General features: G+C 69.0%; 24 protein-coding genes and 1 pseudogene. 14 read left to right on the forward strand and 11 right to left on the reverse strand.

Annotation, left to right across the window (positions count from 1 at the left end; genetic code table 11):
* From AB4Z09_RS17265 to AB4Z09_RS17275, 3 genes and pseudogenes are all read left to right on the forward strand, one after another.
* Positions 1–151, forward strand: a pseudogene (locus AB4Z09_RS17265) (steroid 3-ketoacyl-CoA thiolase); the annotation flags it as partial.
* A 7-nt stretch (positions 152–158) separates the two neighbouring features.
* Positions 159–623 (forward strand): nitroreductase family deazaflavin-dependent oxidoreductase, encoded by a 465-nt coding sequence (locus AB4Z09_RS17270; RefSeq protein ID WP_114723601.1) that lies wholly within the window; start codon positions 159–161, stop codon positions 621–623.
* 100 nt (positions 624–723) lie between these two features.
* Positions 724–1,395, forward strand: coding sequence for a GNAT family N-acetyltransferase (locus AB4Z09_RS17275; protein ID WP_442240274.1), 672 nt, complete (start codon positions 724–726; stop codon positions 1,393–1,395).
* Between the two features lie 74 nt (positions 1,396–1,469).
* Here AB4Z09_RS17275 and AB4Z09_RS17280 read toward each other — a convergent pair whose 3' ends face one another.
* Both AB4Z09_RS17280 and AB4Z09_RS17285 read right to left on the reverse strand, forming a co-directional pair.
* A complete protein-coding gene (locus tag AB4Z09_RS17280; protein WP_442240275.1) occupies positions 1,470–2,384 on the reverse strand; it encodes an SDR family oxidoreductase in 915 nt (304 codons plus the stop codon).
* 10 nt (positions 2,385–2,394) lie between these two features.
* Positions 2,395–3,174 carry an SDR family oxidoreductase gene (locus AB4Z09_RS17285; protein ID WP_442240276.1) on the reverse strand — a complete coding sequence of 260 codons (780 nt, stop codon included), beginning with the start codon at positions 3,172–3,174 and terminating at the stop codon, positions 2,395–2,397.
* 97 nt (positions 3,175–3,271) lie between these two features.
* Between AB4Z09_RS17285 and echA20 the strand changes: the two genes are divergently transcribed.
* Genes echA20 through AB4Z09_RS17305 form a run of 4 tightly spaced genes read left to right on the forward strand, consistent with a single transcriptional unit; the run spans position 3,272 to position 6,754 of the window.
* Positions 3,272–4,057 (forward strand): (7aS)-7a-methyl-1,5-dioxo-2,3,5,6,7,7a-hexahydro-1H-indene-carboxyl-CoA hydrolase, encoded by a 786-nt coding sequence (gene echA20 / locus AB4Z09_RS17290; RefSeq protein WP_114723603.1) that lies wholly within the window; start codon positions 3,272–3,274, stop codon positions 4,055–4,057.
* Positions 4,057–4,947, forward strand: a complete 891-nt coding sequence (locus AB4Z09_RS17295; RefSeq protein WP_174908185.1) for a CoA transferase subunit A — start codon at positions 4,057–4,059, stop codon at positions 4,945–4,947. Before echA20 ends, AB4Z09_RS17295 begins: the two co-directional genes overlap by 1 nt.
* The gene (locus AB4Z09_RS17300) at positions 4,944–5,693 is read left to right on the forward strand and encodes a CoA-transferase subunit beta (RefSeq protein ID WP_174908183.1); all 750 of its coding nucleotides are present in this window, start codon (positions 4,944–4,946) and stop codon (positions 5,691–5,693) included. The genes AB4Z09_RS17295 and AB4Z09_RS17300 overlap by 4 nt, the downstream gene beginning before the upstream one ends.
* Positions 5,690–6,754 carry an NAD(P)H-dependent flavin oxidoreductase gene (locus AB4Z09_RS17305; protein WP_442240277.1) on the forward strand — a complete coding sequence of 355 codons (1,065 nt, stop codon included), beginning with the start codon at positions 5,690–5,692 and terminating at the stop codon, positions 6,752–6,754. The genes AB4Z09_RS17300 and AB4Z09_RS17305 overlap by 4 nt, the downstream gene beginning before the upstream one ends.
* A 66-nt stretch (positions 6,755–6,820) precedes the next feature.
* On the opposite strand, the gene AB4Z09_RS17310 is transcribed toward AB4Z09_RS17305, so the two are convergent.
* Genes AB4Z09_RS17310 through AB4Z09_RS17320 form a run of 3 tightly spaced genes read right to left on the reverse strand, consistent with a single transcriptional unit; the run spans position 6,821 to position 9,790 of the window.
* Positions 6,821–7,594: a hypothetical protein gene (locus AB4Z09_RS17310; RefSeq protein WP_442240278.1), complete on the reverse strand. Its 774-nt coding sequence runs from the start codon at positions 7,592–7,594 to the stop codon at positions 6,821–6,823.
* Entirely contained in the window at positions 7,591–8,571 is a 981-nt protein-coding gene (locus tag AB4Z09_RS17315) for a hypothetical protein (protein WP_442240279.1), read from the reverse strand. The genes AB4Z09_RS17310 and AB4Z09_RS17315 overlap by 4 nt, the downstream gene beginning before the upstream one ends.
* Before the next feature lie 55 nt (positions 8,572–8,626).
* Positions 8,627–9,790 (reverse strand): hypothetical protein, encoded by a 1,164-nt coding sequence (locus AB4Z09_RS17320; RefSeq protein ID WP_442240280.1) that lies wholly within the window; start codon positions 9,788–9,790, stop codon positions 8,627–8,629.
* A gap of 321 nt (positions 9,791–10,111) precedes the next feature.
* Here AB4Z09_RS17320 and AB4Z09_RS17325 point away from each other — a divergent pair, with 321 nt between their 5' ends.
* Both AB4Z09_RS17325 and AB4Z09_RS17330 read left to right on the forward strand, forming a co-directional pair.
* A complete protein-coding gene (locus AB4Z09_RS17325; RefSeq protein WP_442240281.1) occupies positions 10,112–11,158 on the forward strand; it encodes a GlxA family transcriptional regulator in 1,047 nt (348 codons plus the stop codon).
* Positions 11,159–11,193: 35 nt separating this feature from the next.
* Positions 11,194–12,009, forward strand: a complete 816-nt coding sequence (locus AB4Z09_RS17330) for a dienelactone hydrolase family protein (protein ID WP_174908176.1) — start codon at positions 11,194–11,196, stop codon at positions 12,007–12,009.
* 3 nt (positions 12,010–12,012) lie between these two features.
* Here AB4Z09_RS17330 and AB4Z09_RS17335 read toward each other — a convergent pair whose 3' ends face one another.
* The gene (locus AB4Z09_RS17335; RefSeq protein WP_114723612.1) at positions 12,013–12,300 is read right to left on the reverse strand and encodes a DUF2277 domain-containing protein; all 288 of its coding nucleotides are present in this window, start codon (positions 12,298–12,300) and stop codon (positions 12,013–12,015) included.
* 103 nt (positions 12,301–12,403) lie between these two features.
* Between AB4Z09_RS17335 and AB4Z09_RS17340 the strand changes: the two genes are divergently transcribed.
* Both AB4Z09_RS17340 and AB4Z09_RS17345 read left to right on the forward strand, forming a co-directional pair.
* Entirely contained in the window at positions 12,404–13,807 is a 1,404-nt protein-coding gene (locus AB4Z09_RS17340) for a cytochrome P450 (protein ID WP_442240282.1), read from the forward strand.
* 93 nt (positions 13,808–13,900) lie between these two features.
* The gene (locus AB4Z09_RS17345; RefSeq protein ID WP_174908174.1) at positions 13,901–14,821 is read left to right on the forward strand and encodes a bile acid:sodium symporter family protein; all 921 of its coding nucleotides are present in this window, start codon (positions 13,901–13,903) and stop codon (positions 14,819–14,821) included.
* Between the two features lie 7 nt (positions 14,822–14,828).
* Here AB4Z09_RS17345 and AB4Z09_RS17350 read toward each other — a convergent pair whose 3' ends face one another.
* Positions 14,829–15,794 (reverse strand): quinone oxidoreductase family protein, encoded by a 966-nt coding sequence (locus tag AB4Z09_RS17350; RefSeq protein ID WP_442240283.1) that lies wholly within the window; start codon positions 15,792–15,794, stop codon positions 14,829–14,831.
* 107 nt (positions 15,795–15,901) lie between these two features.
* On the opposite strand from AB4Z09_RS17350, the gene AB4Z09_RS17355 reads away from it, so the two are divergent.
* From AB4Z09_RS17355 to AB4Z09_RS17365, 3 genes are all read left to right on the forward strand, one after another.
* Positions 15,902–16,477 carry a TetR/AcrR family transcriptional regulator gene (locus AB4Z09_RS17355; RefSeq protein WP_442240284.1) on the forward strand — a complete coding sequence of 192 codons (576 nt, stop codon included), beginning with the start codon at positions 15,902–15,904 and terminating at the stop codon, positions 16,475–16,477.
* 35 nt (positions 16,478–16,512) lie between these two features.
* On the forward strand, positions 16,513–17,616 hold the full coding sequence (locus tag AB4Z09_RS17360; RefSeq protein WP_442240285.1) for an alpha/beta fold hydrolase: 1,104 nt from the start codon (positions 16,513–16,515) through the stop codon (positions 17,614–17,616).
* Positions 17,617–17,714: 98 nt separating this feature from the next.
* Positions 17,715–18,413 (forward strand): class I SAM-dependent methyltransferase, encoded by a 699-nt coding sequence (locus AB4Z09_RS17365; protein WP_442240286.1) that lies wholly within the window; start codon positions 17,715–17,717, stop codon positions 18,411–18,413.
* Positions 18,414–18,518: 105 nt separating this feature from the next.
* Here AB4Z09_RS17365 and AB4Z09_RS17370 read toward each other — a convergent pair whose 3' ends face one another.
* The 4 genes from AB4Z09_RS17370 to AB4Z09_RS17385 form a co-directional block, all read right to left on the reverse strand.
* A complete protein-coding gene (locus AB4Z09_RS17370) occupies positions 18,519–19,673 on the reverse strand; it encodes an acetyl-CoA C-acetyltransferase (RefSeq protein WP_114723619.1) in 1,155 nt (384 codons plus the stop codon).
* Positions 19,674–19,692: 19 nt separating this feature from the next.
* Positions 19,693–20,316 (reverse strand): TetR/AcrR family transcriptional regulator, encoded by a 624-nt coding sequence (locus tag AB4Z09_RS17375; RefSeq protein ID WP_114723695.1) that lies wholly within the window; start codon positions 20,314–20,316, stop codon positions 19,693–19,695.
* A gap of 144 nt (positions 20,317–20,460) precedes the next feature.
* On the reverse strand, positions 20,461–21,270 hold the full coding sequence (locus AB4Z09_RS17380) for an SDR family oxidoreductase (RefSeq protein ID WP_114723620.1): 810 nt from the start codon (positions 21,268–21,270) through the stop codon (positions 20,461–20,463).
* Positions 21,267–22,478, reverse strand: coding sequence for an acyl-CoA dehydrogenase family protein (locus AB4Z09_RS17385; protein ID WP_442240287.1), 1,212 nt, complete (start codon positions 22,476–22,478; stop codon positions 21,267–21,269). Before AB4Z09_RS17385 ends, AB4Z09_RS17380 begins: the two co-directional genes overlap by 4 nt.
* Positions 22,479–22,545 lie beyond the last annotated feature (67 nt).

A 22,545-nucleotide genomic window follows, 5' to 3' on the forward strand; every position in this document is an offset into this window, starting at 1 on the left:
GCTCGCGCTCGGACATCCCGTGGGCAGCACCGGTTCTCGCCTGATCACCACCGCGCTGCACGAACTCGAGCGCCGCGACGGCTCGACCGCCCTGATCACGATGTGCGCGGGCGGCGCACTCGCGACGGGCACCATCATCGAGCGGATCTGACGCCGCGATGAAGCGCCCACCGTTGCTCGATACGCAGTTCACCCGATCCCTCGTCAAGTGGATGTCGAAGACGAACGTCGTCGTGTACCGGGTCACGGGTGGGCGCATCGGCGGCAAGTGGCGGATCGGCAGCGCCGCGAAGCACGGCCTGCCGATCTGCCTGCTCACCACCACCGGACGCAAGACCGGCGAGCCACGGGTGACCCCCCTGGTGTTCCTCGAGGATGACGACCGCATCGTCCTCGTCGCCTCGCAGGGCGGCCAGCCGATGAACCCGATGTGGTACCTGAACCTGAAGGCCGACCCGAAAGTGACGATCCAGATCCGTTCACAGGTACGCAATCTGGTAGCCCGTGTCGCCGACGACGACGAGCGCGCGCAGCTGTGGCCGAAGCTGCTGGCGATGTATCCCGAGTTCGATGATTACCAGGCCTGGACCGATCGGCAGATCCCCGTCGTCGTCTGCGAATAGCGCGCGGCACTCCCCCGCAGGCGCATAGACGGGAATAATGAGGGTCGACGCCCGGCACATCGGCGCCGGGACCCCCGTTCTCGAGGAGGAATGTCGCACCATGACAGTGAAGAACCACGACCAGGTGATCGACCGGCGCGAGATCGCTTCGGCCCTGCTGAAGGCACTCGACCGTCGTCACGAGGTCCTGGACGCAATCGTCGAGAGCAAGGACCGTGCCGCCGCCGTCGCGGCCGTCCGTGACCTGCTCGAGACGTCCGACTTCTGCGCCGAGGCCGTGCTGAACCTGCGTTTCGACCGGCTGACGGTCAAGGAACGCGACCGGATCCGCACCGAGCTCGAGGACCTCGACGCCACCCTGCAGTGGCTGCCCGAGCAGCGTCCGTTCAGCACCGGCGCCGGAGTTCGCTTGCGCCCCTTCACCGATTCGGACGGGGACACCGACCTGTTCCGCAAGCGGTCCGCCGAGCGCTTCGACGACTCGGGCGCGCCGTGGAGCCCGGACCGCGTCGAGCAGGAGCGTCGGGACGGGCTCGAGCGCATCGACGACGAGTCGGCCGGGTGGTTCGTCGCGGAATGCACGACCGGCGACGAGCCCAGCAGTGTCGGCCTGGTGTTCGGCGAGCTCACCGGCAACGAGGTGGACGTCGCGGTCTGGGTGGCGCCCGACGCCCGCAAGCAGGGTTACGGGACCGCGGCGCTCAAGCAGGCGCGCAGCGAACTCGCCGCCTACTTCCCCGGCACGGTCCTGATCATCCGCACCCCGGCATAAACACGCCGAAACGCGAAAACCGCCCGTGCGCATCGAGCGCACGGGCGGTTTTCGTCAGGCGAGAATGCCGCTGCTCAGGCTCCGTAGACCGGGGTGGGGGTCTCGGCCTTCTCGAGCAGGTCGGCGACGACCGGTCCGAGCTCCTTCGGATCCCAGCGGTCACCCTTGTCCTGGGTGGGGCCGTGGCGCCAGCCCTCGGCGACGGTGATCTTGCCGCCCTCGACCTCGAACACGCGGCCGGTGACGTTCTTCGCCTCGGCGCTGCCCAGCCACACGACCAGCGGGGAGATGTTCTCCGGCGCCATCGCGTCGAAGCCCTCCTCCGGAGCGGCCATCGCCTCGGCCATCGCGCCACCGGCGCCGACGGTCATGCGGGTACGGGCCGCGGGGGCGATCGCGTTTACGGAGACGCCGTAGTTCTTCAGCTCGGCGGCAGCCTGGATCGTCATCTCGGCGATGCCGGCCTTGGCCGCGGCGTAGTTGCCCTGGCCGATGGAGCCCTGCAGGCCCGCACCCGAGCTGGTGTTGATGATGCGGGCGTCCACCGGGCGCCCGGCCTTGGACTCGGCACGCCAGTACGCGGCGGCGTGGCGCAGCGGGGCGAAGTGGCCCTTGAGGTGCACGCGGATGACCGCGTCCCACTCTTCCTCGCTCATGCCGACGAGCATGCGGTCACGCAGGAAGCCCGCATTGTTGACCAGGATGTCCAGTCCACCGAACGTGTCGATAGCCGTCTGGATCAGGTTCTGGGCACCATCCCACGACGCGACGTCGTCGCCGTTGACGACAGCCTCTCCGCCGGCGGCCTTGATCTCGGCGACAACCTGCTCTGCAGGGGTCTCGCCGGTGTTGGAGCCGTCGCCGCCGACACCGATGTCGTTGACGACGACCTTGGCGCCCTCCGCCGCGAAGGCCAGCGCGTGCGCGCGACCGATTCCACGGCCGGCGCCGGTGATGATGACGACTCGGCCGTCAAGCAATCCGCTCACTTGATTCTCCTTAAGTTGTTGCCGCGGCCAGGAAGGCCGGGCGCTCGCCGCCGCCGTGGACGGTAAGGGTCGAACCGCTGACGTAGGCCGCCAACGGTGATGCCAGGAATGTCGCACAGTTGCCGATGTCCTCGGGCAATGCCATCCGACCCAGCGGGACGGTGGCGCCGACGGCGTCGATGCCGGCCTCGTCGCCGTAGTGCAGGTGGCTCAGCTCGGTCTGCACGAGGCCGACGACGATCGAATTGACGCGCACCTTGGGCGCCCACTCGACGGACAGGCTGGCCGCGAGCGAGTCGATGCCCGCCTTCGCGGCGCCGTACGCCGCGGTGCCCGGGGAGGGTCGGCTGCCGCTGACGCTGGAGATCATCACGATCGACCCACCGTCCTCCTGCTTCTGCATGATCGCGTTCGCGATCTGCGAGATCAGCAGCGGAGCGAGGAGGTTCAGCTCGACGATCTTCGAGTGGAACTTGGGGCTCGCGTCGGCGGCCATCGCGAACGGGGCGCCACCGGCATTGTTCACGACAGTGTCGAGCCGGCCGTACTTCGCAACGATCTGATCGATCATCGACTGCACCTGGTCCGCGTCGCGCACGTCGCACAAGATGAAGTCGATGCTGCGCAGTTCGCCTCCGGGACCCGCGACCTCGACGGGTTCGTCGGCCGGGCGACGCGCGCACGTCACCACCGTCGCGCCCGCACGCAGGAAGGACCGGCTGATGCCGGCCCCGATTCCGCGCACTCCGCCGGTCACCAGCACGACCTTGCCTTCGAGACCGAGATCCACGTTCATCCTCCCTGAAGCGGCACGAGTCATTCGCACCCGTCTGTGATAACTTACCAAGCAATCGCTTGGTTCGGTCAACAGACGTAAGGAACATGCCATGGGCATCACTTCGACCTCGGACGGTGCCGGGATCACCACGGTCACCGTCGACTACCCGCCCGTGAATGCCATCCCCTCGAAGGGCTGGTTCGAGTTGGCCGACGCCATCCTCGAAGCGGGCAAGGATCCCAGCACGCACGTGGTGATCCTGCGCGCCGAGGGACGCGGCTTCAACGCCGGCGTCGACATCAAGGAAATGCAGGCCACCGAGGGTCACGGCGCGCTCATCGACGCCAACCGCGGCTGCGCCGCAGCCTTCTCCGCGGTCTACGACTGCGAGGTGCCCGTCGTGGTCGCCGTCAACGGCTTCTGCGTCGGCGGTGGCATCGGCCTGGTCGGCAACGCGGACGTCATCGTCGCGTCCGACGATGCGATCTTCGGCCTGCCCGAGGTGGACCGCGGCGCACTCGGTGCGGCCACGCACCTCGCCCGCCTGGTCCCCCAGCACATGATGCGCACGCTGTACTACACGGCCAAGAACGTCGACGCCCAGACGCTCAAGCACTTCGGTTCCGTGTACGACGTGGTCCCGCGCGCCGAGCTCGACGCATGCGCGCTGAAGATCGCCGGCGAGATCGCCGCCAAGGACACCCGAGTGATCCGCCGCGCCAAGGAAGCGATCAACCGCATCGACGTGATGGACGTGCACACCAGCTACCGGATCGAGCAGGGCTTCACGTTCGAGCTCAACCTCGCCGGCGTCGCCGACGAGCACCGCGACGAGTTCGTCGCCACGGGCAAGCCGAAGTCGAACACCACCGCACCCAAGGGAGACAGCAAGTAATGGCTGAGAAGCGCGACAAGCGTCGCTCACTGGATGAGGCCGTCGCCGGCATCCAGAGCGGGATGACCATCGGCATCGGCGGCTGGGGCTCGCGGCGCAAGCCGATGGCACTGGTGCGCGCGCTGCTGCGGAGCGACGTCAAGGACCTGACCGTCGTCGGGTACCTCGGCCCGGACCTCGGTCTGCTGATCTCCGCGGGCAAGGTCAAGCGCGCCTACTACGGCTTCGTGTCCCTGGACTCGGCGCCGTTCTACGACCCCTGGTTCGCACAGGCCCGCGTCGCCGGGACCATCGAGTCTCGCGAGATGGACGAGGGCATGGTCAAGGCCGGCCTGCAGGCCGCCGCCGCGCGCCTGCCGTTCATGCCGATCCGTGCCGGCCTCGGCTCGGATGCGCAGACCGTCTGGGGCGACGAGCTCAAGACCGTCGCATCCCCGTACCCGCATGCCGACGGCCGCATCGAGTCCCTCATCGCGATGCCCGCGCTGAACCTCGACGCCGCCCTGGTCCACCTGGACCTGGCCGACGAGCGCGGCAACGCCGCCTACACCGGCGTCGACCCCTACTTCGACGACCTGTTCTGCCTCGCGGCCGAGCAGCGCATCCTCAGCGTCGACAAGATCGTCTCGACCGAGGAACTCGTCAAGTCCGTCCCGCATCAGGCCCTGATCCTGAACCGCGCGATGGTCGACACCGTCACCGAGGCCCCGGGCGGCGCGCACTTCACCTTCGCCGGCGAATACAAGCGCGACGAGAAGTTCCAGCGCCACTACGCCGAGTCCGCCAAGACCCCCGAGGCGTGGCAGGCCTTCGCCGACACCTACCTGTCCGGCAGCGAGGACGACTACCAGGCCGCCGTGCGCAAGTTCGCAGAGGAGCAGAAGTCATGACCGAGGTAACCCGCGCGGAGTACTGCGCCATCGCGTGCGCCGAGTTGTTCGCCGACGCCGGCGAGATCTTCGCCTCCCCCATGGCGACGCTGCCGCTGATCGGTGCCCGCCTGGCCAAGCTCACCACCGAGCCGGACCTGATCATCACCGACGGTGAGGCCCTGATCCTGGCCGACGCACCGGCCATCGGCGCGAGCGCGCCGATCGAGGGCTACATCCCGTTCTCCAAGGTGTTCGACGTGGTCGCATCCGGCCGTCGCCACGTGGTGATGGGCGCGAACCAGATCGACAAGTTCGGCAACCAGAACCTCTCCGCGTTCGGCCCGCTGGACAAGCCGACCCGCCAGATGTTCGGCCTGCGCGGCGCCCCCGGCAACACCATCAACCACGCCACCAGCTACTGGGTGGGCAAGCACTCCACCCGCGTGTTCGCCGAGCAGGTCGACGTGGTGTGCGGCGTCGGCTACGACAAGGTGGACCCGGAGAACCCGGCGTTCCGCTTCCTGAAGAACCACCAGGTGGTCACCAACCTCGGTGTGTTCGACTTCCAGGGCCCGAACCAGACGATGCGTGCGGTGAGCCTGCACCCCGGCGTCACCGCCGAGGACGTCAAGGCCAACACCTCCTTCGAGATCGCGGGCCTGGCCGAGGCCGGCATCACCCGCGAGCCCACCGCCGAGGAGCTGCGCCTGATCCGCGAGGTCATCGATCCGAAGAGCCTGCGTGACCGCGAGGTCTCGGCGTGACCGCCGTGCTGAAGACGCCGTTCACCGAGCTGGTCGGTGTCGAGCATCCGATCGTGCAGACGGGCATGGGCTGGGTGTCCGGCCCGCGCCTCACCGCGGCCACCGCCAACGCGGRCGGCCTCGGCATCCTCGCCTCGGCGACGATGACCTACGAGGAGCTCGAGGCAGCGGTCCTCAAGACCAAGCAGCTGACGGACAAGCCGTTCGGCGTCAACATGCGCGCCGACGCGTCGGACGCCTCGAAGCGCTGCGATCTGCTGATCCGCGAGGGCGTCAAGGTCGCCTCGTTCGCGTTGGCGCCCAAGAAGGAACTGATCGCCAAGCTCAAGGACAACGGGATCGTCGTGATCCCGTCGATCGGTGCCGCCAAGCACGCCGTGAAGGTCGCCTCGTGGGGCGCCGACGCGGTGATCGTGCAGGGCGGTGAGGGCGGCGGCCACACCGGCGGAGTCGCGACGACGCTGCTGCTGCCGTCCGTGCTCGACGCAGTCGACATCCCGGTTGTCGCCGGCGGCGGCTTCTTCGACGGTCGCGGCCTGGCCGCGGCGCTGTCGTACGGTGCCGCGGGCGTCGCGATGGGCACCCGGTTCCTGCTCACGAGCGATTCGGCGGTGCCGGACTCGGTCAAGCAGGAGTACCTCAAGCGCAGCCTGACGGACACCACGGTGTCGGTGAAGGTCGACGGCATGCCGCACCGCGTGCTCAACACCGAACTGGTCAATGCACTCGAGAAGTCCAGCTACGCAAAGGGACTCGTTGCGGCCACCAAGAATGCCATGAAGTTCAAGGCGATGACGGGCATGAAGTGGTCCACGCTCGCCAAGGACGGACTCGCCATGAAGAAGTCCGGCGACCGCACGTGGCAGCAGATCATCATGGCCGCCAACACCCCGATGCTGCTCAAGGCCGGTCTGGTCGAGGGCAACACGGAGGCCGGTGTGCTCGCCTCCGGTCAGGTGGTCGGCATGATCGACGACCTGCCCAGCTGCCAGGAACTGATCGACCGCATCATGGCCGACGCCGTCAAGCGGATCGATGCACTTGGAGACCTCAAGGCCTGATCGGCCGGCCTCCAGCTGAAGGGACCCATCATGCGCCACCAGCGCGTGAAGGGTCCCTTCGTCCGCTCAGGCGAGTTCCTCGCTCGCTTCCCCCGACTGCTCCGGCCGGGAGAACAGTCCGCCGAGCACGTCCAGGACGTCGGTCCAGGCGTCGATCGTCGAGGTCGCCAGACGGCGGTGGTCGATGACCCCGGGCTGCGCGAGGGCCGTGTCGAAGGGCACCTCGACGAATCCTGCGATCCGCGGTGACAGTGCGTCCCGGATCGGCCCCAGATCGACCGGTGCGTCGGGCATCTGGTGGGAGACGACGACGGTGGTGCCGCCGAGCACCTGCGCACCGTACGTCGACATCACCCAGGTGAGGGCGTCACGCATCCGGCTCAGCGGTTCGGAACGAGCGGGCGCGACCACCACCAGTGCCGCACCGGAGCGGATCAGTGGCGCCAGTCGCGGCGAGCGCAGCGCGGTACCGACGTCGTGGACGCGAGCGCTGTGCCGGGCCGCGAGCAGCTCGTCGACGATCGCGGGGTCGCTCGCCTGCGCGTTGCCGCTGCCCACCACCACCACACCGGCGGACGTGAGCGCCATACGCGACTCGAGCTGCCGGATCGATCGGGCGGGATCGACAGCGCCGAATCCGGCACGCGCGAGGAGGTTTCCGCCGTCGCTGGTCGCGTCGACCGCCGAGACGTCCTTGCCGGTACCGAGGCGGAGCGCAGTGGCCAACCCGTACACCGTCGTGGTGGTGGCGGCCCCACCCGATCCGGCGACCACCATCGCGGACACCCGCTCCGGCTCGGGCACCCTGGGGGTGCGGCGCAGCGAGACCACGTTGTTCATCGCAGGTCCTCCACCTTGGCGATCTTGAATCCCGCCGGCGACGGTGCGACCGTGACATGTTGGCGGATCACGCCGTCCGAACCGGTCGGCGACCGCAATCCCAGATCGACCTCGAATACGTTCGGGTCGGCGGTGGGGACGACGGTGACGCAGTGCTCGGTACCGAGCGGAACCTCGTCGATCCACTTCTGGATGTCCGGAACGGCGTTGGGCGTCACCATCAGTGACGCGACCCTGGCGCCGTCGCGGTCGACGTAGTACGCGTGGTCGAACGCCCTGATCGCGCCCGGGCCGTCGTCGACACTTCCCGGTCCGCGACCGACGCTCCGCCCGTCGGCGACAGAATCCGCACACCACCCGGCGGACTGCGCCGGCGCCACCGCGACCGTCGTGTCCGCCGCCGCCGACGACGACGCCGCAGTGGAGCCGGCGACGGGATTCGGCGAGCCCGCGATCGCGTCGCTTGCGCCGCGGAACCCGACGATCGTCGCGGTCGCAGCGATGACGAGGAGCGCGGCGGCGCCGCCACCGATCAGCAGCGGCTTCCTCTTCGCGGACGGCTTCTCCGCCGGTGACTCCGCTGGGGCGGTCACCAGCCACGTCGGCAACTGGTCGAACTCGGCGACCGGTTCAGGTACAGCGTCGGACTCGGGCGGTTCGATGGGCCCGGGTACGGCGAGCGATTCGGCGGTTGTGGCCGACTCGGGAGTTGCAACAGGCTCGGGGGTTGCGACCGGCTCGGGGTTTGCGACCGGCTCGGGGGTTGCAACAGGCTCGGAGGTTGCAACAGGCTCGGCGACCACGGCGGGCTCGGGCGCCGGGTGCGCCTGCCCCGAGGGGCGCCCGAGGTCCGGTTCGGACGGAACCGGCAGCGCCGCAATCTCTTCGGTCACCGGGCGTTCGGGGACCGACTCCGTCCCGTAGTGCTCGGTGACGTCCGGGAACAGCGAATTGTCCGCTCGGTTGTCCGTCGCCATATGTCCTCCCCGAAGTCGACGGATGGGGCGGACACCGGTCCGCCCCACCCGTGGCTCATGCCTGGATGCCGCCCCCGACGGCTCCACTGATCATGTTCGCGGCAACGCCGAGTGACGACTCGGCGACGAATGTGGTGAGCGCCCCGTCGATCTGGTCGAGCACCTGCGAGCCGCCGGGCCGCGCGGCCACGAAATCACGTGCCTGACGGTCGATTCCGGGTGCGGCATTCACGACGTCCCGGACGGCCGACGCGGTGGCCCCGCCGACCGGCGTGGTCTCCCACTGCGCGAGGGTCTCCTGCGTCTGCACCGTGACCGCGGGCTGGTCGACGTCGTTGAAGTAGCCGCGCACCTCAGCCGGAAGCTCCTGCGGCTCGCCGAGATCACCCGTGCCGACGGCGATGCCGGCGCCGGCGCCGAGCACAGCACCCCCGGCACCGCCAAGAACAGCAGCCGGGATGCCCGCTGTCGCTGCCCCGACCGCCGTACCGACCGTGGTCACGAACCCTACTCCCGGAAGAAACAGCCCTTCCGTACCGAGTCCCGTAACTGCACCGACATAAGTTCCGAGTGCACCTCCGGCGAGAGCAGCCACGCCGCCGACCACCGCAGCACCCGTGACCGCCCCCGCCGCACCCATACCGATCTGCGCCGCCGCCAAACGATTCGCGCGTGTGGTCTCGACACCCAGCGAACGCCAGAACGTCGACACCTCGGCCTCGATGACGGCGGACGTGTTGTTGGTGCGCGCGAGGTCGCCGTCGGTGATCCAGTTGGGCTGCGCCACATGGTAGGTGCCCAGGCGCAGGGTCTCGCGCGGTGCGATGATCGGCGCCGTCGGCTCGACATACGTGGGCAGGTGCAGTTCCTCGAACTGGGCGGGTGCCACGTAGTAGTTGTCGGGCGCGTTGTAGGTGTTCGTGTCGTAGTCGTAGTTGTCGAGCGGCTGGTACTCGATGTTCTGGTACTGGGCCGGGGGCTCCACCCAGTAGACCGGCTCCGGCTGCGCGGGCGCGGACGTGACGCCGCCCTGCGACGACGGTCCGGAGGTGACGCCGCCCTGCGTCTGCGGAGCGGAGGTGACACCGCCCTGCGACGGCAACTGGTCCGGCGCAGCCGACGCCGCGCCCGATGCCGCCACGACCACTGCGGCCGCGGCGGAGGGAACCAACGCCACCCGAGCGATCGTCCTCGCCCGGCTCTTGCGGTGCTTACCCATCTGTGAAACCCCCTAGTGATATGTCGAGCTGACTCGAGTCTGAGACGTCGCGGATGATCAGGCCTGGAAGAACCGCAGGCCGGCGGGCGCGAGGTACACCGATGTCGTGGCCGGGTATGTCTCGGAGATCGCGGGCGCCGACGCTGCCCACACACGATCGTGGGCACACACGTGCCCGTTCGTCCCCCTCGGCAACAAAGCCGCCCCCATCGCGAAAGTCCTCCCCCACCGACCCGATGCCCCCGGTCGGTCCTTTGCATTGGGCAATATAACAGGGGTTCAGGGTGACTTCGGTACACCCCTGGAGACGGGACGGGAAGCATGCGGATCGGGATCCTCGCCTACGACGGCTGCCTCGCGGCCGAGATCTTCCTCTTCTCCGATCTGCTGCTCATCGCGAACCGCGTAGCGCGGGAAACGGGTGTTGCGTCGGAGGATCCGTTCCAGGTGTCGGTCATCGCTTCGTCGGCATCCCCTGTCACGGCAGCCGGCGGATTCCCGATCGGGGCGCAGGCGTGGCACCACGACTTCGACCGCCTGGTCGTGCCGGGTTTCGAGCTCGCGCCGTCGGCGGATCTCGACGCCCGACTGTCCGGCCTGAGCCGCGAGACCGCGTTCCTGCGCGCCGCCGAGGCCCGAGGCACTCGTATCGCATCGGTGTGTGTCGGAGCGTTCCTACTCGGGGAGGCCGACCTGTTGGACGGGCGTCGGTGCACCACGTCGTGGCTGTTTTCTTCACAACTCGCCCAACGGTATCCACGCGCGAGCGTTCGCGGCGAGGCGCTGATCGTGGATGACGACCGCGTCACCACGACGGCGGCGTTCAGTACCGCTCTCGATCTCGCGACGGTCATCATCCGCGAGCATCTCGGCGACGACGTCGCCCGGGCCACGGCCCGCATCACCCTCGTCGCCGAGAACCGCTCGAGCCAAGCGCCGTACATCGTCGAATCGATGCTCCCGCCGCGCCGCGGGCAGTTCGTCGAGGACGTCGGCCGATGGCTGGTCGAACACCTGGCAGACCCCTACGACCTGCCTCGTCTCGCGGCGGCGTTTCACGTCAGCACCCGAACGATGTTGCGGCGGTTCGGTGCCGAGGCCGGCGAGTCGCCACTGTCATTCCTGCGGCGGGCGCGGGTCCGCGCCGCCAAACGGCTGTTGGAGACGACGGACCGGCCGTTGGAGGAGATCGTGAGCCTCGTCGGCTATCGGGACGCCGGCACGTTCCGTCGACTGTTCGTCGAGCAGGTGGGTGTCAGCGCCGCCGACTACCGCCGACGGTTCCGCGCCGACACGCGAGGTGGCGAGAATGCCCCCGAACGTGGCGATCGCGCCTCTCGTCCCGTCGACGCGGCGAGGAGAGACTGATCTCGTTCGCACACACGGGATGAGGAGGTACGGCGGTGCCGCACCGGAGCATGAACGTCGACGATCCCCTCGAGGACTTCACGCGTCGGCAGATCGACCTCGAAGGCGTGACGAAGGTGGTGCACGTGGCCGGCGCGGGACCGGCGGTGATCGTCATGCCGGAGATGCCGGGTATCAGCCCGCACGTGGCCCGCTTCGCCCGGTGGGTGCGGGACGCGGGCTTCACCGTGTACCTGCCGTCGCTGTTCGGTCGCGACGGCGCGGTGCCCACCGTCGACGAGGGCACCGCAGTGTTACGGCGGGCGTGCGTCAGCGCGGAGTTCCGCGCGTTCGCGGCGGACGAGCAGAGTCCGGTGACCGTGTGGCTGCGGTCCCTCGCCAGGCTCGCCCACGCGGAATGCGGCGGCCCGGGCGTCGGGGCGATCGGAATGTGTTTCACGGGCAACTTCGCGCTGACGATGATGCTCGAGCCCGCGATGCTCGCGCCGGTCCTGTCACAGCCGTCGCTCCCGCTCGACGATCCTGACGCAACGGCCAGTCCCGCAGATGAGCTCGCCGCCGTTCGGAAACGTCTCGACAACGACGATCTGACGGTGCTGGCCTACCGGTTCCGGGGCGATCGATTCTGCCGGGCGCAGCGGTTCGCGGCGTACGCCGAGGCGCTGGGCGACCGCTTCGTCGCGCGCGAACTTCCCGACGAGGCGGCCAATCCGGCGACCTCGCCGTTCTTCGAGCACGTGATCGGGAGCCCGCACAGCGTGGTGACGGCCCACCTGATCGACGACGCGGGCCAGCCCACGATCGCGGCCCGCGACGAGATCCTGGCGTTCTTCGCCCACCGTCTCAGCTGACGGTCAGGATCCCGCGGCCGCACCCTTCGCCGCCGCCATCCGCGCCCGCACCTCGGGCCGGCGCAGGGGCGGCACCGTCGGGGGCGGCTGCTTGCGCGGCGGCAGCGCCCCGAGCAGTTCCGCCGTGGTCGCGGTGACCTCCTCGACTGCCCGCTCGAATGCGGCACGGTTGGCGTCGGACAGCTTGTGGATGCCGCTGACCTTCCGGACGTACTGTCGTGCGGCGGCCTCGATCTCCTCGGGAGTGGCGGCCGGCTCGAGCCCTCGCAGCTCAGTGATGTTTCGGCACATGCCTCGAACGGTAATCCCGCGTCCGGCCGCGCGAAAGGCTGTTCCCCGGTCCGGTTACCGCGTACTTTCGGTATCAGACACCGGACGGTCGAACGGGGGCGGGATGCRCGTCGAGGAGATCCTGGAAACCGCAGCGACGGCCGTCCCGCATCCGCCCCGGCGCCTTCCTCTGCTCGGCGACGTCCTGGGCGTCTCGCTGCACACCCCGGTGCAGGACTCGATGAGGATCGGTCGACAGCTGGGGCCGATATTCGAGCGCAACGCGCTCGGACACCGCTTCGTGTTCGTCTCGGGCGCCGACATGGTCGCCGAACTGTCCGACGAGTCGCGCTTCGCGAAGAACGTCGCACCCGGGATCGCGGAGTTGCGCGGCATCGGCGGCGACGGCCTGTTCACCGCCTACAACGAGGAACCCAACTGGGGCAGGGCGCACAACCTGCTGCGGCCGGCATTCACCCAGTCTGCGATGCGGTCGTACCACGACATCATGGTGCAGGTGGCCGACGAGCTCACCGAGCACTGGGACGGCCTCACCGGCGGCGCACCGGTGGACGTCTCGTCGGACATGACGAAGCTGACGCTCGAGACGATCGGACGGACCGGCTTCAGTTACTCGTTCGATTCGTTCCGCCGCGAGCAGCCGCACCCGTTCGTGGAGGCGATGGTCCGCGCCCTCACACACGCGCAGCGCCGGACGTTCCGGGCCGTTCCGGTCCTCGGGAAGGCTCTCTACCGCAGGTCCGATCGACAGAACGCCGCCGACACCGCGTACCTGGCCGACGTGGTGGACGAGGTGATCCGCAGCCGCCGCGACGCCGCTGCGGCCGGCCCGGAGGACCTGCTCGAGATCATGCTCCGCGCTGCCCGCGAGGACGATCCGAACCGCCTCGACGACGTCAACATCCGCCACCAGGTGGTGACGTTCCTCGTCGCCGGGCACGAAACCACTTCGGGCGCACTGTCGTTCGCGTTGTACTACCTGGCCCACAACCCCGACGTCCTGGCGAAGGCCCGCGCCGAGGTGGACGCCGTGTGGGGCGACGAGACGCCGCCGTTCGAGAAGGTCGCAAAGCTGCGCTACGTCCGACGCGTGCTCGACGAGACACTGCGACTGTGGCCCACCGCGCCCGGCTACGCGCGGGAGGCCCGTGAGGACACCGTGCTGGGCGGCCGCTACCCGATGCGGGCCGGCGACTGGGTGCTGGTGCTGATCCCGTCGCTGCACCGCGATCCTTCATGGGRCGACGATCCGGAACGCTTCGACCCGGACCGATTCGCCCCCGAGAATGTTCGCGGCCGGGCACCGCACATCTACAAGCCGTTCGGAACCGGTGAACGCGCCTGTATCGGACGGCAATTCGCACTGCACGAGGCGGTCCTCGTGCTGGGCACGATCCTGCGCCGCTACGACTTCTCCGCCGACCCCGACTACCAGTTGCGCATCCAGGAGCGACTGACACTGATGCCGACGGGGTTCACGCTGTCGCTGCGGCGGCGTCGAGACTGATTCCGCCAGTATCTATTCAGGCATTTCGCCCACCCGCGCAGTGCAGTGTCGTTACCGTTCGCGTCACATCCGCACACCAGAACGGCGAACAACATGGACTCAGCCCTGGCCACGGTGGCCCTGCCGGCCGCCCTCGCGATCATCATGTTCGGCCTCGGCCTGTCGCTGACGGTCGCCGACTTCGCCCGCGTCGCACGACATCCCCGCGTCGTGACGATCGCTCTCGCCTGCCAGCTGCTGATTCTGCCGGCGGTGGCGTTCGGACTCGTGCTGCTGTTCGACCTGCCGCCGCTGCTCGCGGTCGGCATGATGGTGCTCGCGGCCTCCCCCGGCGGCACCACCGCCAATCTCTTCAGCCACCTCTACCGCGGCGACGTCGCCCTCAACATCACACTGACGGCGGTCAATTCGGTGATCGCCGTCGTGACGCTGCCACTCATCACGAATTTCGCGCTCGGCCACTTCGACCCCGATGACACCGGCACGTCGATGGGCCTCGACTTCACCAAGATCCTGCAGGTGTTCGCGATCGTGCTGATCCCCGTCGCGATCGGCATGCTCGTGCGTGCCAAGCGTGAGGACTTCGCGCAGCGGATGGACCGCCCGGTGCGGATCGCGTCGGCCCTCGTCCTGGTGCTCGTCATCGTCGGCACCATCGCGGCCGAGCGGGAGAACGTGCCGTCCTACCTCGCGGACGTCGGCGTGATCACGATCCTGTTCTGCCTCATCAGTCTCGCGGTGGGCTACTGGATCCCGAAACTGCTCAGCGTCGGGCAGCGTCAGGCGATCGCGTGCTCGATGGAGATCGGCGTCCACAACAGCACTYTGGCGATCGCGATCTCCATCAGCGTCCTCGACAGCGTCGACATCGCGATCCCCGCCGCCGTGTACGGCGTCGTGATGTTCCCGCTGGCCGCGGCCGTCGGCTGGCTGATCAGTCGGGGCACGCAGGCCGGGACGACGGATGCCGTCTCGGTTCAGGATCGAACCGAGAGGGCCTCCGAGGCAGGCTGACACGACGTCACGGCACGAGCACGATCGTTCCGCTGGTCGCTCGCTCGTCGATCCGGCGGTGGGCCGTAGCCACCGCATCGAGCGGCATCGTGGAATCGACGACGGGCCGGACCGTGCCGTCGGCGACGCGATCGAGCGCGATCGAACGAAGCGCGGCGACGCGGTCGAGCCAGGCGGGCCCGGCGCAGGCGGTGACGGTGAACCCACCGGCGTACAGATCCGCCGCTACGATCCGGGGCGCCTCCCCGGAGAGCATCCCGTACGACAGCAACTGCCCGCGCAGCGGCGTGAGGGCGTCGAGCACGCGCCGTGCGGTCGATCCCCCGATCGAGTCGAACGCCGCATCGATCGTGCGCCCACCGGCCGCCGCCGCGAGCGCTCCCGGTCGGTCCAGGTCGGCATGATCGAGCACGACGTCGGCACCGAAGGATGCTGCACTGGTGCGGCTTTCATCGCTCCCCGCGGTTGCGACCACCAGCCCCGCCCGGCCGCGCAGCAGCTGCGTCAGGTACGCACCGATCCCGCTGCCCGCCGCCTCCACGAGCACCGTCGCATCACTCAGATCACCCGCCCGTTCCAGCAGTGCGAGCGCGACAGGGACCCCGGTGAGCGCGACGGCCGCATCCACGGCCCCGATCGCGTCCGGCACCGCCACGCACTGCTCGACCGCGGCGCAGACGAACTCGGCGTGTGCGCCGATCCCCACACCACTCACCGCGACCCGGGTGCCGATCAGTTGCGGATCGACGCCGTCGCCCACCTCATCGACCAGCCCCACGGCTTGGGAGCCGAAGACCGTCGGCGGCGCGGCAGGAGACGGCACCAGCCCTGCCCGCATCTGCGTCTCCACCCACAGCACCGGACTGGCCTCGGTGCGCACCCGCACCTGCCCACCGGCGGCGTGCACATCGTCGCCGTCTCGCGCCGCCAGCGTGTCCGGCCCGCCCGCCTGTGACCACAGAACCCCACGCATCACATCACCCCTAAATGGACCATCGGTTCAGTTAAAGCATGCGTCGATCTGGACCGGCGGTCAAGATATATTCGGTCACTCTCGTACAACGGCTTCCAGGAGATGTAATGCCCGACGCGCGACCGGAACGCGCCGACGCCGCTCGAAACCGGCGCGCGATCCTCGCCGCCGCGCAGCGTCTGTTCACCGAGCACGGCCCGGACCGGGTGTCCGTCGACCAGATCGCCGCGGCCGCCGGTGTCGGGAAGGCGACGGTGTTCCACCGGTTCGGCAGTCGCAACGAACTGGTGCGCGCGGTCGTGTACGAACAGGCGAACGCGCTGCGCCAGGCGGTCCTCGACGCGCCGCCGCCACTCGGTCCCGGCGCGCCCGCGGACGCGCGGCTCGTCGCATTCCTCGTCGCCTTCGCGCACCTGATCGTCGACCACCCCGCACTCACCGCCGCATACGACGCCTCCGATGCCGACGGACGCGCCGACGACCTGCACGGCTTCTGGTACGACCACCTGAGCGCGCTGATCACCGAGGTGCGGCCGGACATGGACCCGGACGGGACCGCAGTGCTGCTGCTCGCGATGGTCGCCGGCGCGGCGCGTCCGCTCGCCGCTGGTGGCGCCCGCGCCGGACGGATCGTCGACTCGGTCGAGGCGGTGGCCCGCTCGATCGTCGGCGACCGGGCATGATGGTTGGACGTAGGCATCACAGGCTGGAGGCCCACATGGGCCAACCGTCCTCGCGGGAGGCATTCGAGCCGCGCCGCCCGGTCCGTTTCTGCACGGCGCCGACCGGCACGCGGATCGCGTACACCTGCATGGGACGGGGAAAGGCGCTTCTGGTTCCCGCGGCGTGGATCAGCCATCTGGAACTGCTGTGGCAGGACCCGGCCTACCGAGCCTTCTTCACGCCGCTGGCGGCGGTCCGGACAGTGGTGCAGTACGACCGGCCCGGCTGCGGGCTCTCCGACCCCTGGCCGGGGGCGCAGGGGCTGGACACCGACGTGGCGGTGCTCCGTGCCCTTGCCGATCATCTGGAACTGGAACGCGTCGATCTGCTGGGCATCTCCCTGGGCGCGCCGGTGTCGGTCGCCTTCGCGGCGCAGTTTCCCCAGCGGGTCGACCGGCTGATCCTGTACGGCGGTTACGCCGACGGCGCGCACATCGCCACGCCGGAGGTTCGCACCGCCATGCTGGGAATGATCCGAGCCCACTGGGGATTGGGGTCGGAGTTGCTGGCCGACATCTTCCTGCCGGACGGCAGTGCCGCGACCAAGGCGGTCTTCGCCCGGCTGCAGCGGGAGGCGGCCTCGCCTCGCCTCGCCGTCGACCTGCTGGCGCAATGCTACGAGGTCGACGTGGTCGATCGGCTCGCCCGGGTCGCCGCCCCGACCCTGGTGGTACACCGGCGCGGAGACCGGGCCATCCCCTACCGCGCGGGCCGAGAGCTGGCCGCGCAGATCCCCGGCGCGCGACTGGTCTCGCTGCCCGGCAACAGCCATTTCCCGCACGTGGGCGAGGCCGCCGCCGCCGTCGTCCGGGCGATCCTGGAATTCCTGGGGGACGGTCCCGCCGCGCCCCCACCGGAGCGGCCGGCCCCGCCCTCGGGCGAGTTGACCCCGCGGCAACTGCAGGTGGCGGCACTCGTCGCCGAGGGCATGACCAACCGGCAGATCGCCCAGCGGCTGGGCATCGAGGAGCGCTCCGCCGAGGGACACGTCGAGCGCATCCGTCTCCGCCTCGGCGTCACCTCCCGCGCCCAGGTCGCCGCCTGGTGGGCCCGACGCGTCTCCCCCGGCCCGGGAACCGACGTCGAGGTACCGGATTGAGGTACCTGCAGGGGTGATTCCCGCCTATCCGCCGGTGCGTCCCTCCGCGAGGCTCGTAGTCACATCGACCGACCACGAATCCGGAAGGAGCGCCCGCGATGGACGCCAGCCACGATGTGTTGCCCTCGAAGCTCGAGGAGTATGCACCTACCACGCCGGACGCATTTCGGCCCCATCCACTCCGCGGGCCGTTCAACGCCCTGTTCTTCACCGCTCTCGACCGGTACCTGGATCACCTGCTGCAGCCGCACAAACGATCCCTGTTCGGCAACCTTCCCCGCACGGTCGTCGAGCTGGGGCCCGGTGTCGGCGCCAACCTGCGCTACCTCCGTGCGGGCACCCGGCTGATCGCCGTCGAGCCGAACCCGGCCATGCATGATCGCCTGCGCGCACGAGCCGCCCGCGCCCGAATCGATCTCGAACTGCACACGACTGGCGCCGAACGGCTCGATCTGCCCGACGCGTCGGTGGACGCGGTGATATCCAGCCTCGTGCTCTGCACCGTGCCCGACCCCGTCGCCGTCCTCACCGAGGTCCACCGCGTCCTGCGTCCCGGCGGGCGATATGCCTTCCTCGAACACGTCGCCGCTCCGGATGGCACAGTGCTCCGCCGCCTGCAGCGGGCCGCACGCCGGCCATGGAGTTGGACCTTCGAAGGCTGCTCCTGCGAGCGGGACCTGCAGACAGTCGTCGAGGCTGCCGGATTCGCCGAGACGACCATCGAGGCCTACCGGCTGCGCTCACCCTTCCTGCCGGTCAACACCCAGATCGCCGGCGTCGCCCGCAAACACAACTGACAAACACCGAAGCCCTCCCGATCGATGATCGGGAGGGCTCGGGAGGGCTCGGGAGGGCTCGGGAGGGCTCGGGAGGGCTCGGGAGGTCTTCGGAAGCGGCCGGGACTAGTCCTGGATGCGCTCGATGATCGTGACGTTCGCGGTGCCGCCACCCTCGCAGATGGTGAGCAGGCCGTAGCGGCCGTCGGTGCGCTCGAGCTCGTTGAGCAGCGTCGCCATCAGCTTGGTGCCGGTGGCGCCCAGCGGGTGGCCCAGCGCGATCGCGCCGCCGTTGACGTTGACCTTGGCCGGGTCGGCGCCCAGCTCCTTGATCCACGCGAGGACGACGGGCGCGAAGGCCTCGTTGATCTCGACCAGGTCGATGTCGTCGATGGTCAGGCCGGTCTTCTCCAGCGCGTGCTGGGTGGCCGGGATCGGCGCGCTCAGCATGAAGATCGGGTCGTCGCCGCGGGCGCTCATGTGGTGGATGCGCGCGCGGGGCTCGAGGTTGTACTTCTGCACGGCCTCCTCCGACGCGAGCAGCAGCGCGCTGGCACCGTCGGAGATCTGGCTGGCGACGGCCGCGGTGAGGCGTCCACCCTCGACCAGGACGTTGAGTCCGGCCATCTTCTCGAGGCTCGTCTCACGCGGGCCCTCGTCGGTGGTGACGTCGCCGAAGGGGACGATCTCGTTCGCGAAACGGCCCTCGGCGATCGCGGCCTTGGCGCGCTCGTGGCTCTGCAGAGCCCACTTCTCGAGCTCCTCGCGGCTGATGTCCCACTTGTCGGCGATCATCTCGGCGCCGCGGAACTGCGACACCTCCTCGTTGCCGTAACGCTCGGTCCAGCCCTTGGACTCGGCGGTGGGAGTGCTGAAGCCGTACTGCTGACCGACGATCATCGCGGCCGAGATCGGGATCTGGCTCATGTTCTGGACGCCACCGGCGATGATCAGGTCGGCGGTGCCGGCCAGGATCGCCTGCGCGCCGAACTGGATGGCCTGCTGGCTCGAGCCGCACTGGCGGTCGACGGTCACGCCGGGCACGTGCTGCGGCAGGCCCGCCGCCAGCCACGACATGCGCGCGATGTTGCCGGCCTGGCCACCGATCGCGTCGACGCAGCCGAAGACCACGTCGTCGACGTCGGACGGGTCGATACCGGTGCGCTCGACGACGGCCTTGATGACGTGCGCGCCCAGGTCGATCGGGTGAACGGGGGCCAGGCCGCCGTTCTTCTTGCCGATCGGGGTGCGGATGGCGTCGACGATGTAAACCTCGGGCATAACAGCTCCTGGATTCGGATTACTTGTGGGAGTCGGGGCTGGCAAGCCCGTCCAGAACGATGGAGAGGTACTGCTTGGCGACGGCCTCGGCGGTCAGCGGGCCACCCGGCCGGTACCAGCGCACGGCCACCCAGACCGTGTCGCGCATGAAGCGGAAGACGATTTCGATGTCGAGGTCCTGACGGAAGCTACCGTCGGCGACACCGGCCTCGAGTACCCCGACCCACAGGTCGCGGAACTCCTGGCTACGCTCGGCGAGGTACGCGAAGCGTTCGTTGGCGGCGAGGTGCTTGACCTCGTCCTGATAGATCGCGACCGCGCTGTGCCGGGTGTCGATCGCCTCGAACGACGCGACCACGAGGGCCTCGAAGGTCTCGCGCGAGCCCATGCCCGCGTCGACGATCTCGTGGTAGCGCCCGAACAGGTCGTCTTGGAATCCGCGCAGGATCTCGTCCACCATGGACTCCTTGGAGTCGAAGTGGTGGTAGAGGCTGCCGGACAGGATGCCCGCCGCGTCGGCGATGTCGCGCACGGTGGTGGCCCGCAGACCGCGTTCGGCGAACAGGCCCGCAGCGAGGTCGAGGAGCTCGGCGCGGCGGCCCGACTTGCTCGAAGACTCGTCGGCGTCTCGGGGTGGAGTCATGCCACGCATCCTACCAACCAAGCGATTGCTAGGGCATCAGCGCATTTCGTCCAGTGGGCAGTTTTCCACAGCGGCCGAATGTCACATCGGTGCAGTTGAACTGAACCGATGTGACATTCGGCCACCGGGGGCACGGTCGACTACCTACGCGCGCTGGCTGGAGATCGAGACGATCTCGCCGGTGAGGTAGGTGGTGTAGTCGCTCGCGAGCATCGCGATGGTCGCGGCGATCTCCCACACCTCGGCGGCGCGGCCGAAGGCCTCGGACGAAGCCAGCTGGTCCAGCAGCTCCTCACTGGTGACCTTCGCCAGGAACGCGTGACGCGCGATGGACGGCGCGACGGCGTTGATGCGGACGCCGTACTCGGCGGCCTCGATCGCCGAGCAGCGGGTGAGCGCCATGACGCCGGCCTTGGCGGCGGCGTAGTGCGCCTGCGAGTGCTGCGCACGCCAGCCGAGCACCGACGCGTTGTTCACCAGCACGCCGTTGTGGTCGACGGACTTGAAGTAGCGCAGCGCAGCGCGGGTGGCGCGGAACGTGCTGGTCAGAGTGATGTCGAGGACGCGGTCCCACTGCTCGTCGGTCATGTCGACGACCGGGGTCTCGCCGCCCAGGCCGGCGTTGTTGACGAGCACGTCGATGCGGCCGAGCTTCTCGGCGGCACCGGCGATGAGGGCGTCGACCTGCTCGGTGCTCGAGACGTCGCACACGAACGACTCGACCTGCTGGCTGCCGAACTCGGCGGACAGCTTCTCGACGGTCTCACCGAGGCGACGCTCGTGGAAGTCCGAGACCAGGACGTCGGCACCCTCGAGCAGCGCGCGGCGGGCGGTGGCGAAGCCGATGCCCGTGCCGGCGGCGGCCGTCACGACGACCTTCTTACCCTTCAGCAGGTTGTGACCCTCGATCTCCTCGGGGGCGACGGAGAGCGGGGACTTGATGGTGGCGGTCACGGGCGTGCCTCTCGGGGAAGGCCGAGCACGCGCTCGGCGATGATGTTGCGCTGAATCTCGTTGGATCCGCCGTAGATGGTGTCGGCGCGGGTGAACAGCCACAGACGCTGCAGGTCGTTCAGCTCCTCACCGGGCTCGGTGTTCTCGACACCCACCAGCGAGGCCGCACCCTGGACCTCCATGGCGAGTTCGCCGAGGCCACGGTGCCAGTTGGCCCACAGGAGCTTGGCGACCGACGCCTCGCCACCGTTGGCGCTCGCGTCGACCGCCGCGAGGGTCCGCAGCGCGTGGGCACGCATGACCTGCAGGCCCATCCACGCGCGGGAGATCTTGTTGCGGATGGCCGGATCCTGGGCGGCGCCGTTGCGCTCGGCCAGTTCGACGATGGACTCGAGCTCACGGGCGAAGCCGATCTGCTGGCCGAGAGTCGAGACGCCGCGCTCGAAGGTGAGCGTGCCCATCGCGACGCCCCAGCCGTTGCCCTCGCCGCCGACGACGAGGTCCGCATCGGTGCGGGCGTTGTCGAAGAACACCTCGTTGAACTCGGAGGTGCCGGTGAGCTGGATGATCGGACGGACCTCGACGCCCTCCTGGTTCATGGGAACCAGCAGGTACGACAGACCTTTGTGCCGCGAGGAGCCCGGCTCGGTGCGCGCGACCACGAAGCACCAGTCCGACAGGTGTGCGAGCGACGTCCAGACCTTCTGGCCGTTGACCGACCACTGGTCGCCGTCGAGGCGCGCGGTGGTCGACACGTTCGCAAGGTCGGAGCCCGCACCGGGCTCGGAGTAGCCCTGGCACCACAGCTCGGTGACCGTCTTGATCCCCGGCAGGAAGCGCTTCTTCTGCTCCTCGGTGCCGAACGCGATGAGCGTCGGACCCAGCAGTTCCTCACCGATGTGACTCACGCGCGCAGGCGCATTGGCGCGCGCGTACTCCTGATGGAAGATGATCTGCTGGCTCAGCGTCGCCTCGCGTCCGCCGTATTCCTTCGGCCACCCGAGGCAGGTCCAACCGGCGGCAGCCAGGTGGCGATCCCACTCGAGGCGTTCCTCGAACGCCTCGTGTTCACGCCCCGGCCCGCCCAGGCCCTTCAGCTCGGCAAACTTCCCGGAAAGGTTCTCTTCGAGCCATTCGCGAATTTCCCGCGCAAAGGCCTCGTCAGCAGCTGCCTGCTCGCTGGTCTCAATACCCTGGCTAACGTCCACAGCGATACGGTACCCTACCAAGCACTTGCTTTGTATAGAGGTTCTGCCTCGTTGAGGAGAGATTGTG

Origin of the sequence: Rhodococcus sp. TAF43 (assembly GCF_052113525.1) — a bacterium.
Taxonomy (GTDB): Bacteria; Actinomycetota; Actinomycetes; order Mycobacteriales; family Mycobacteriaceae; genus Prescottella.

Coding starts and splice junctions, on each gene's coding strand:
- AB4Z09_RS17270 (WP_114723601.1), top strand. CDS start 159: ATGAAGCGCCCACCGTTGCTCGATACGCAGTTCACCCGATCCCTCGTC.
- AB4Z09_RS17275 (WP_442240274.1), top strand. CDS start 724: ATGACAGTGAAGAACCACGACCAGGTGATCGACCGGCGCGAGATCGCT.
- echA20 (WP_114723603.1), top strand. CDS start 3,272: ATGGGCATCACTTCGACCTCGGACGGTGCCGGGATCACCACGGTCACC.
- AB4Z09_RS17295 (WP_174908185.1), top strand. CDS start 4,057: ATGGCTGAGAAGCGCGACAAGCGTCGCTCACTGGATGAGGCCGTCGCC.
- AB4Z09_RS17300 (WP_174908183.1), top strand. CDS start 4,944: ATGACCGAGGTAACCCGCGCGGAGTACTGCGCCATCGCGTGCGCCGAG.
- AB4Z09_RS17310 (WP_442240278.1), bottom strand. CDS start 7,594: ATGAACAACGTGGTCTCGCTGCGCCGCACCCCCAGGGTGCCCGAGCCG.
- AB4Z09_RS17315 (WP_442240279.1), bottom strand. CDS start 8,571: ATGGCGACGGACAACCGAGCGGACAATTCGCTGTTCCCGGACGTCACC.
- AB4Z09_RS17320 (WP_442240280.1), bottom strand. CDS start 9,790: ATGGGTAAGCACCGCAAGAGCCGGGCGAGGACGATCGCTCGGGTGGCG.
- AB4Z09_RS17325 (WP_442240281.1), top strand. CDS start 10,112: ATGCGGATCGGGATCCTCGCCTACGACGGCTGCCTCGCGGCCGAGATC.
- AB4Z09_RS17335 (WP_114723612.1), bottom strand. CDS start 12,300: ATGTGCCGAAACATCACTGAGCTGCGAGGGCTCGAGCCGGCCGCCACT.
- AB4Z09_RS17350 (WP_442240283.1), bottom strand. CDS start 15,794: ATGCGTGGGGTTCTGTGGTCACAGGCGGGCGGGCCGGACACGCTGGCG.
- AB4Z09_RS17355 (WP_442240284.1), top strand. CDS start 15,902: ATGCCCGACGCGCGACCGGAACGCGCCGACGCCGCTCGAAACCGGCGC.
- AB4Z09_RS17360 (WP_442240285.1), top strand. CDS start 16,513: ATGGGCCAACCGTCCTCGCGGGAGGCATTCGAGCCGCGCCGCCCGGTC.
- AB4Z09_RS17365 (WP_442240286.1), top strand. CDS start 17,715: ATGGACGCCAGCCACGATGTGTTGCCCTCGAAGCTCGAGGAGTATGCA.
- AB4Z09_RS17370 (WP_114723619.1), bottom strand. CDS start 19,673: ATGCCCGAGGTTTACATCGTCGACGCCATCCGCACCCCGATCGGCAAG.
- AB4Z09_RS17375 (WP_114723695.1), bottom strand. CDS start 20,316: ATGACTCCACCCCGAGACGCCGACGAGTCTTCGAGCAAGTCGGGCCGC.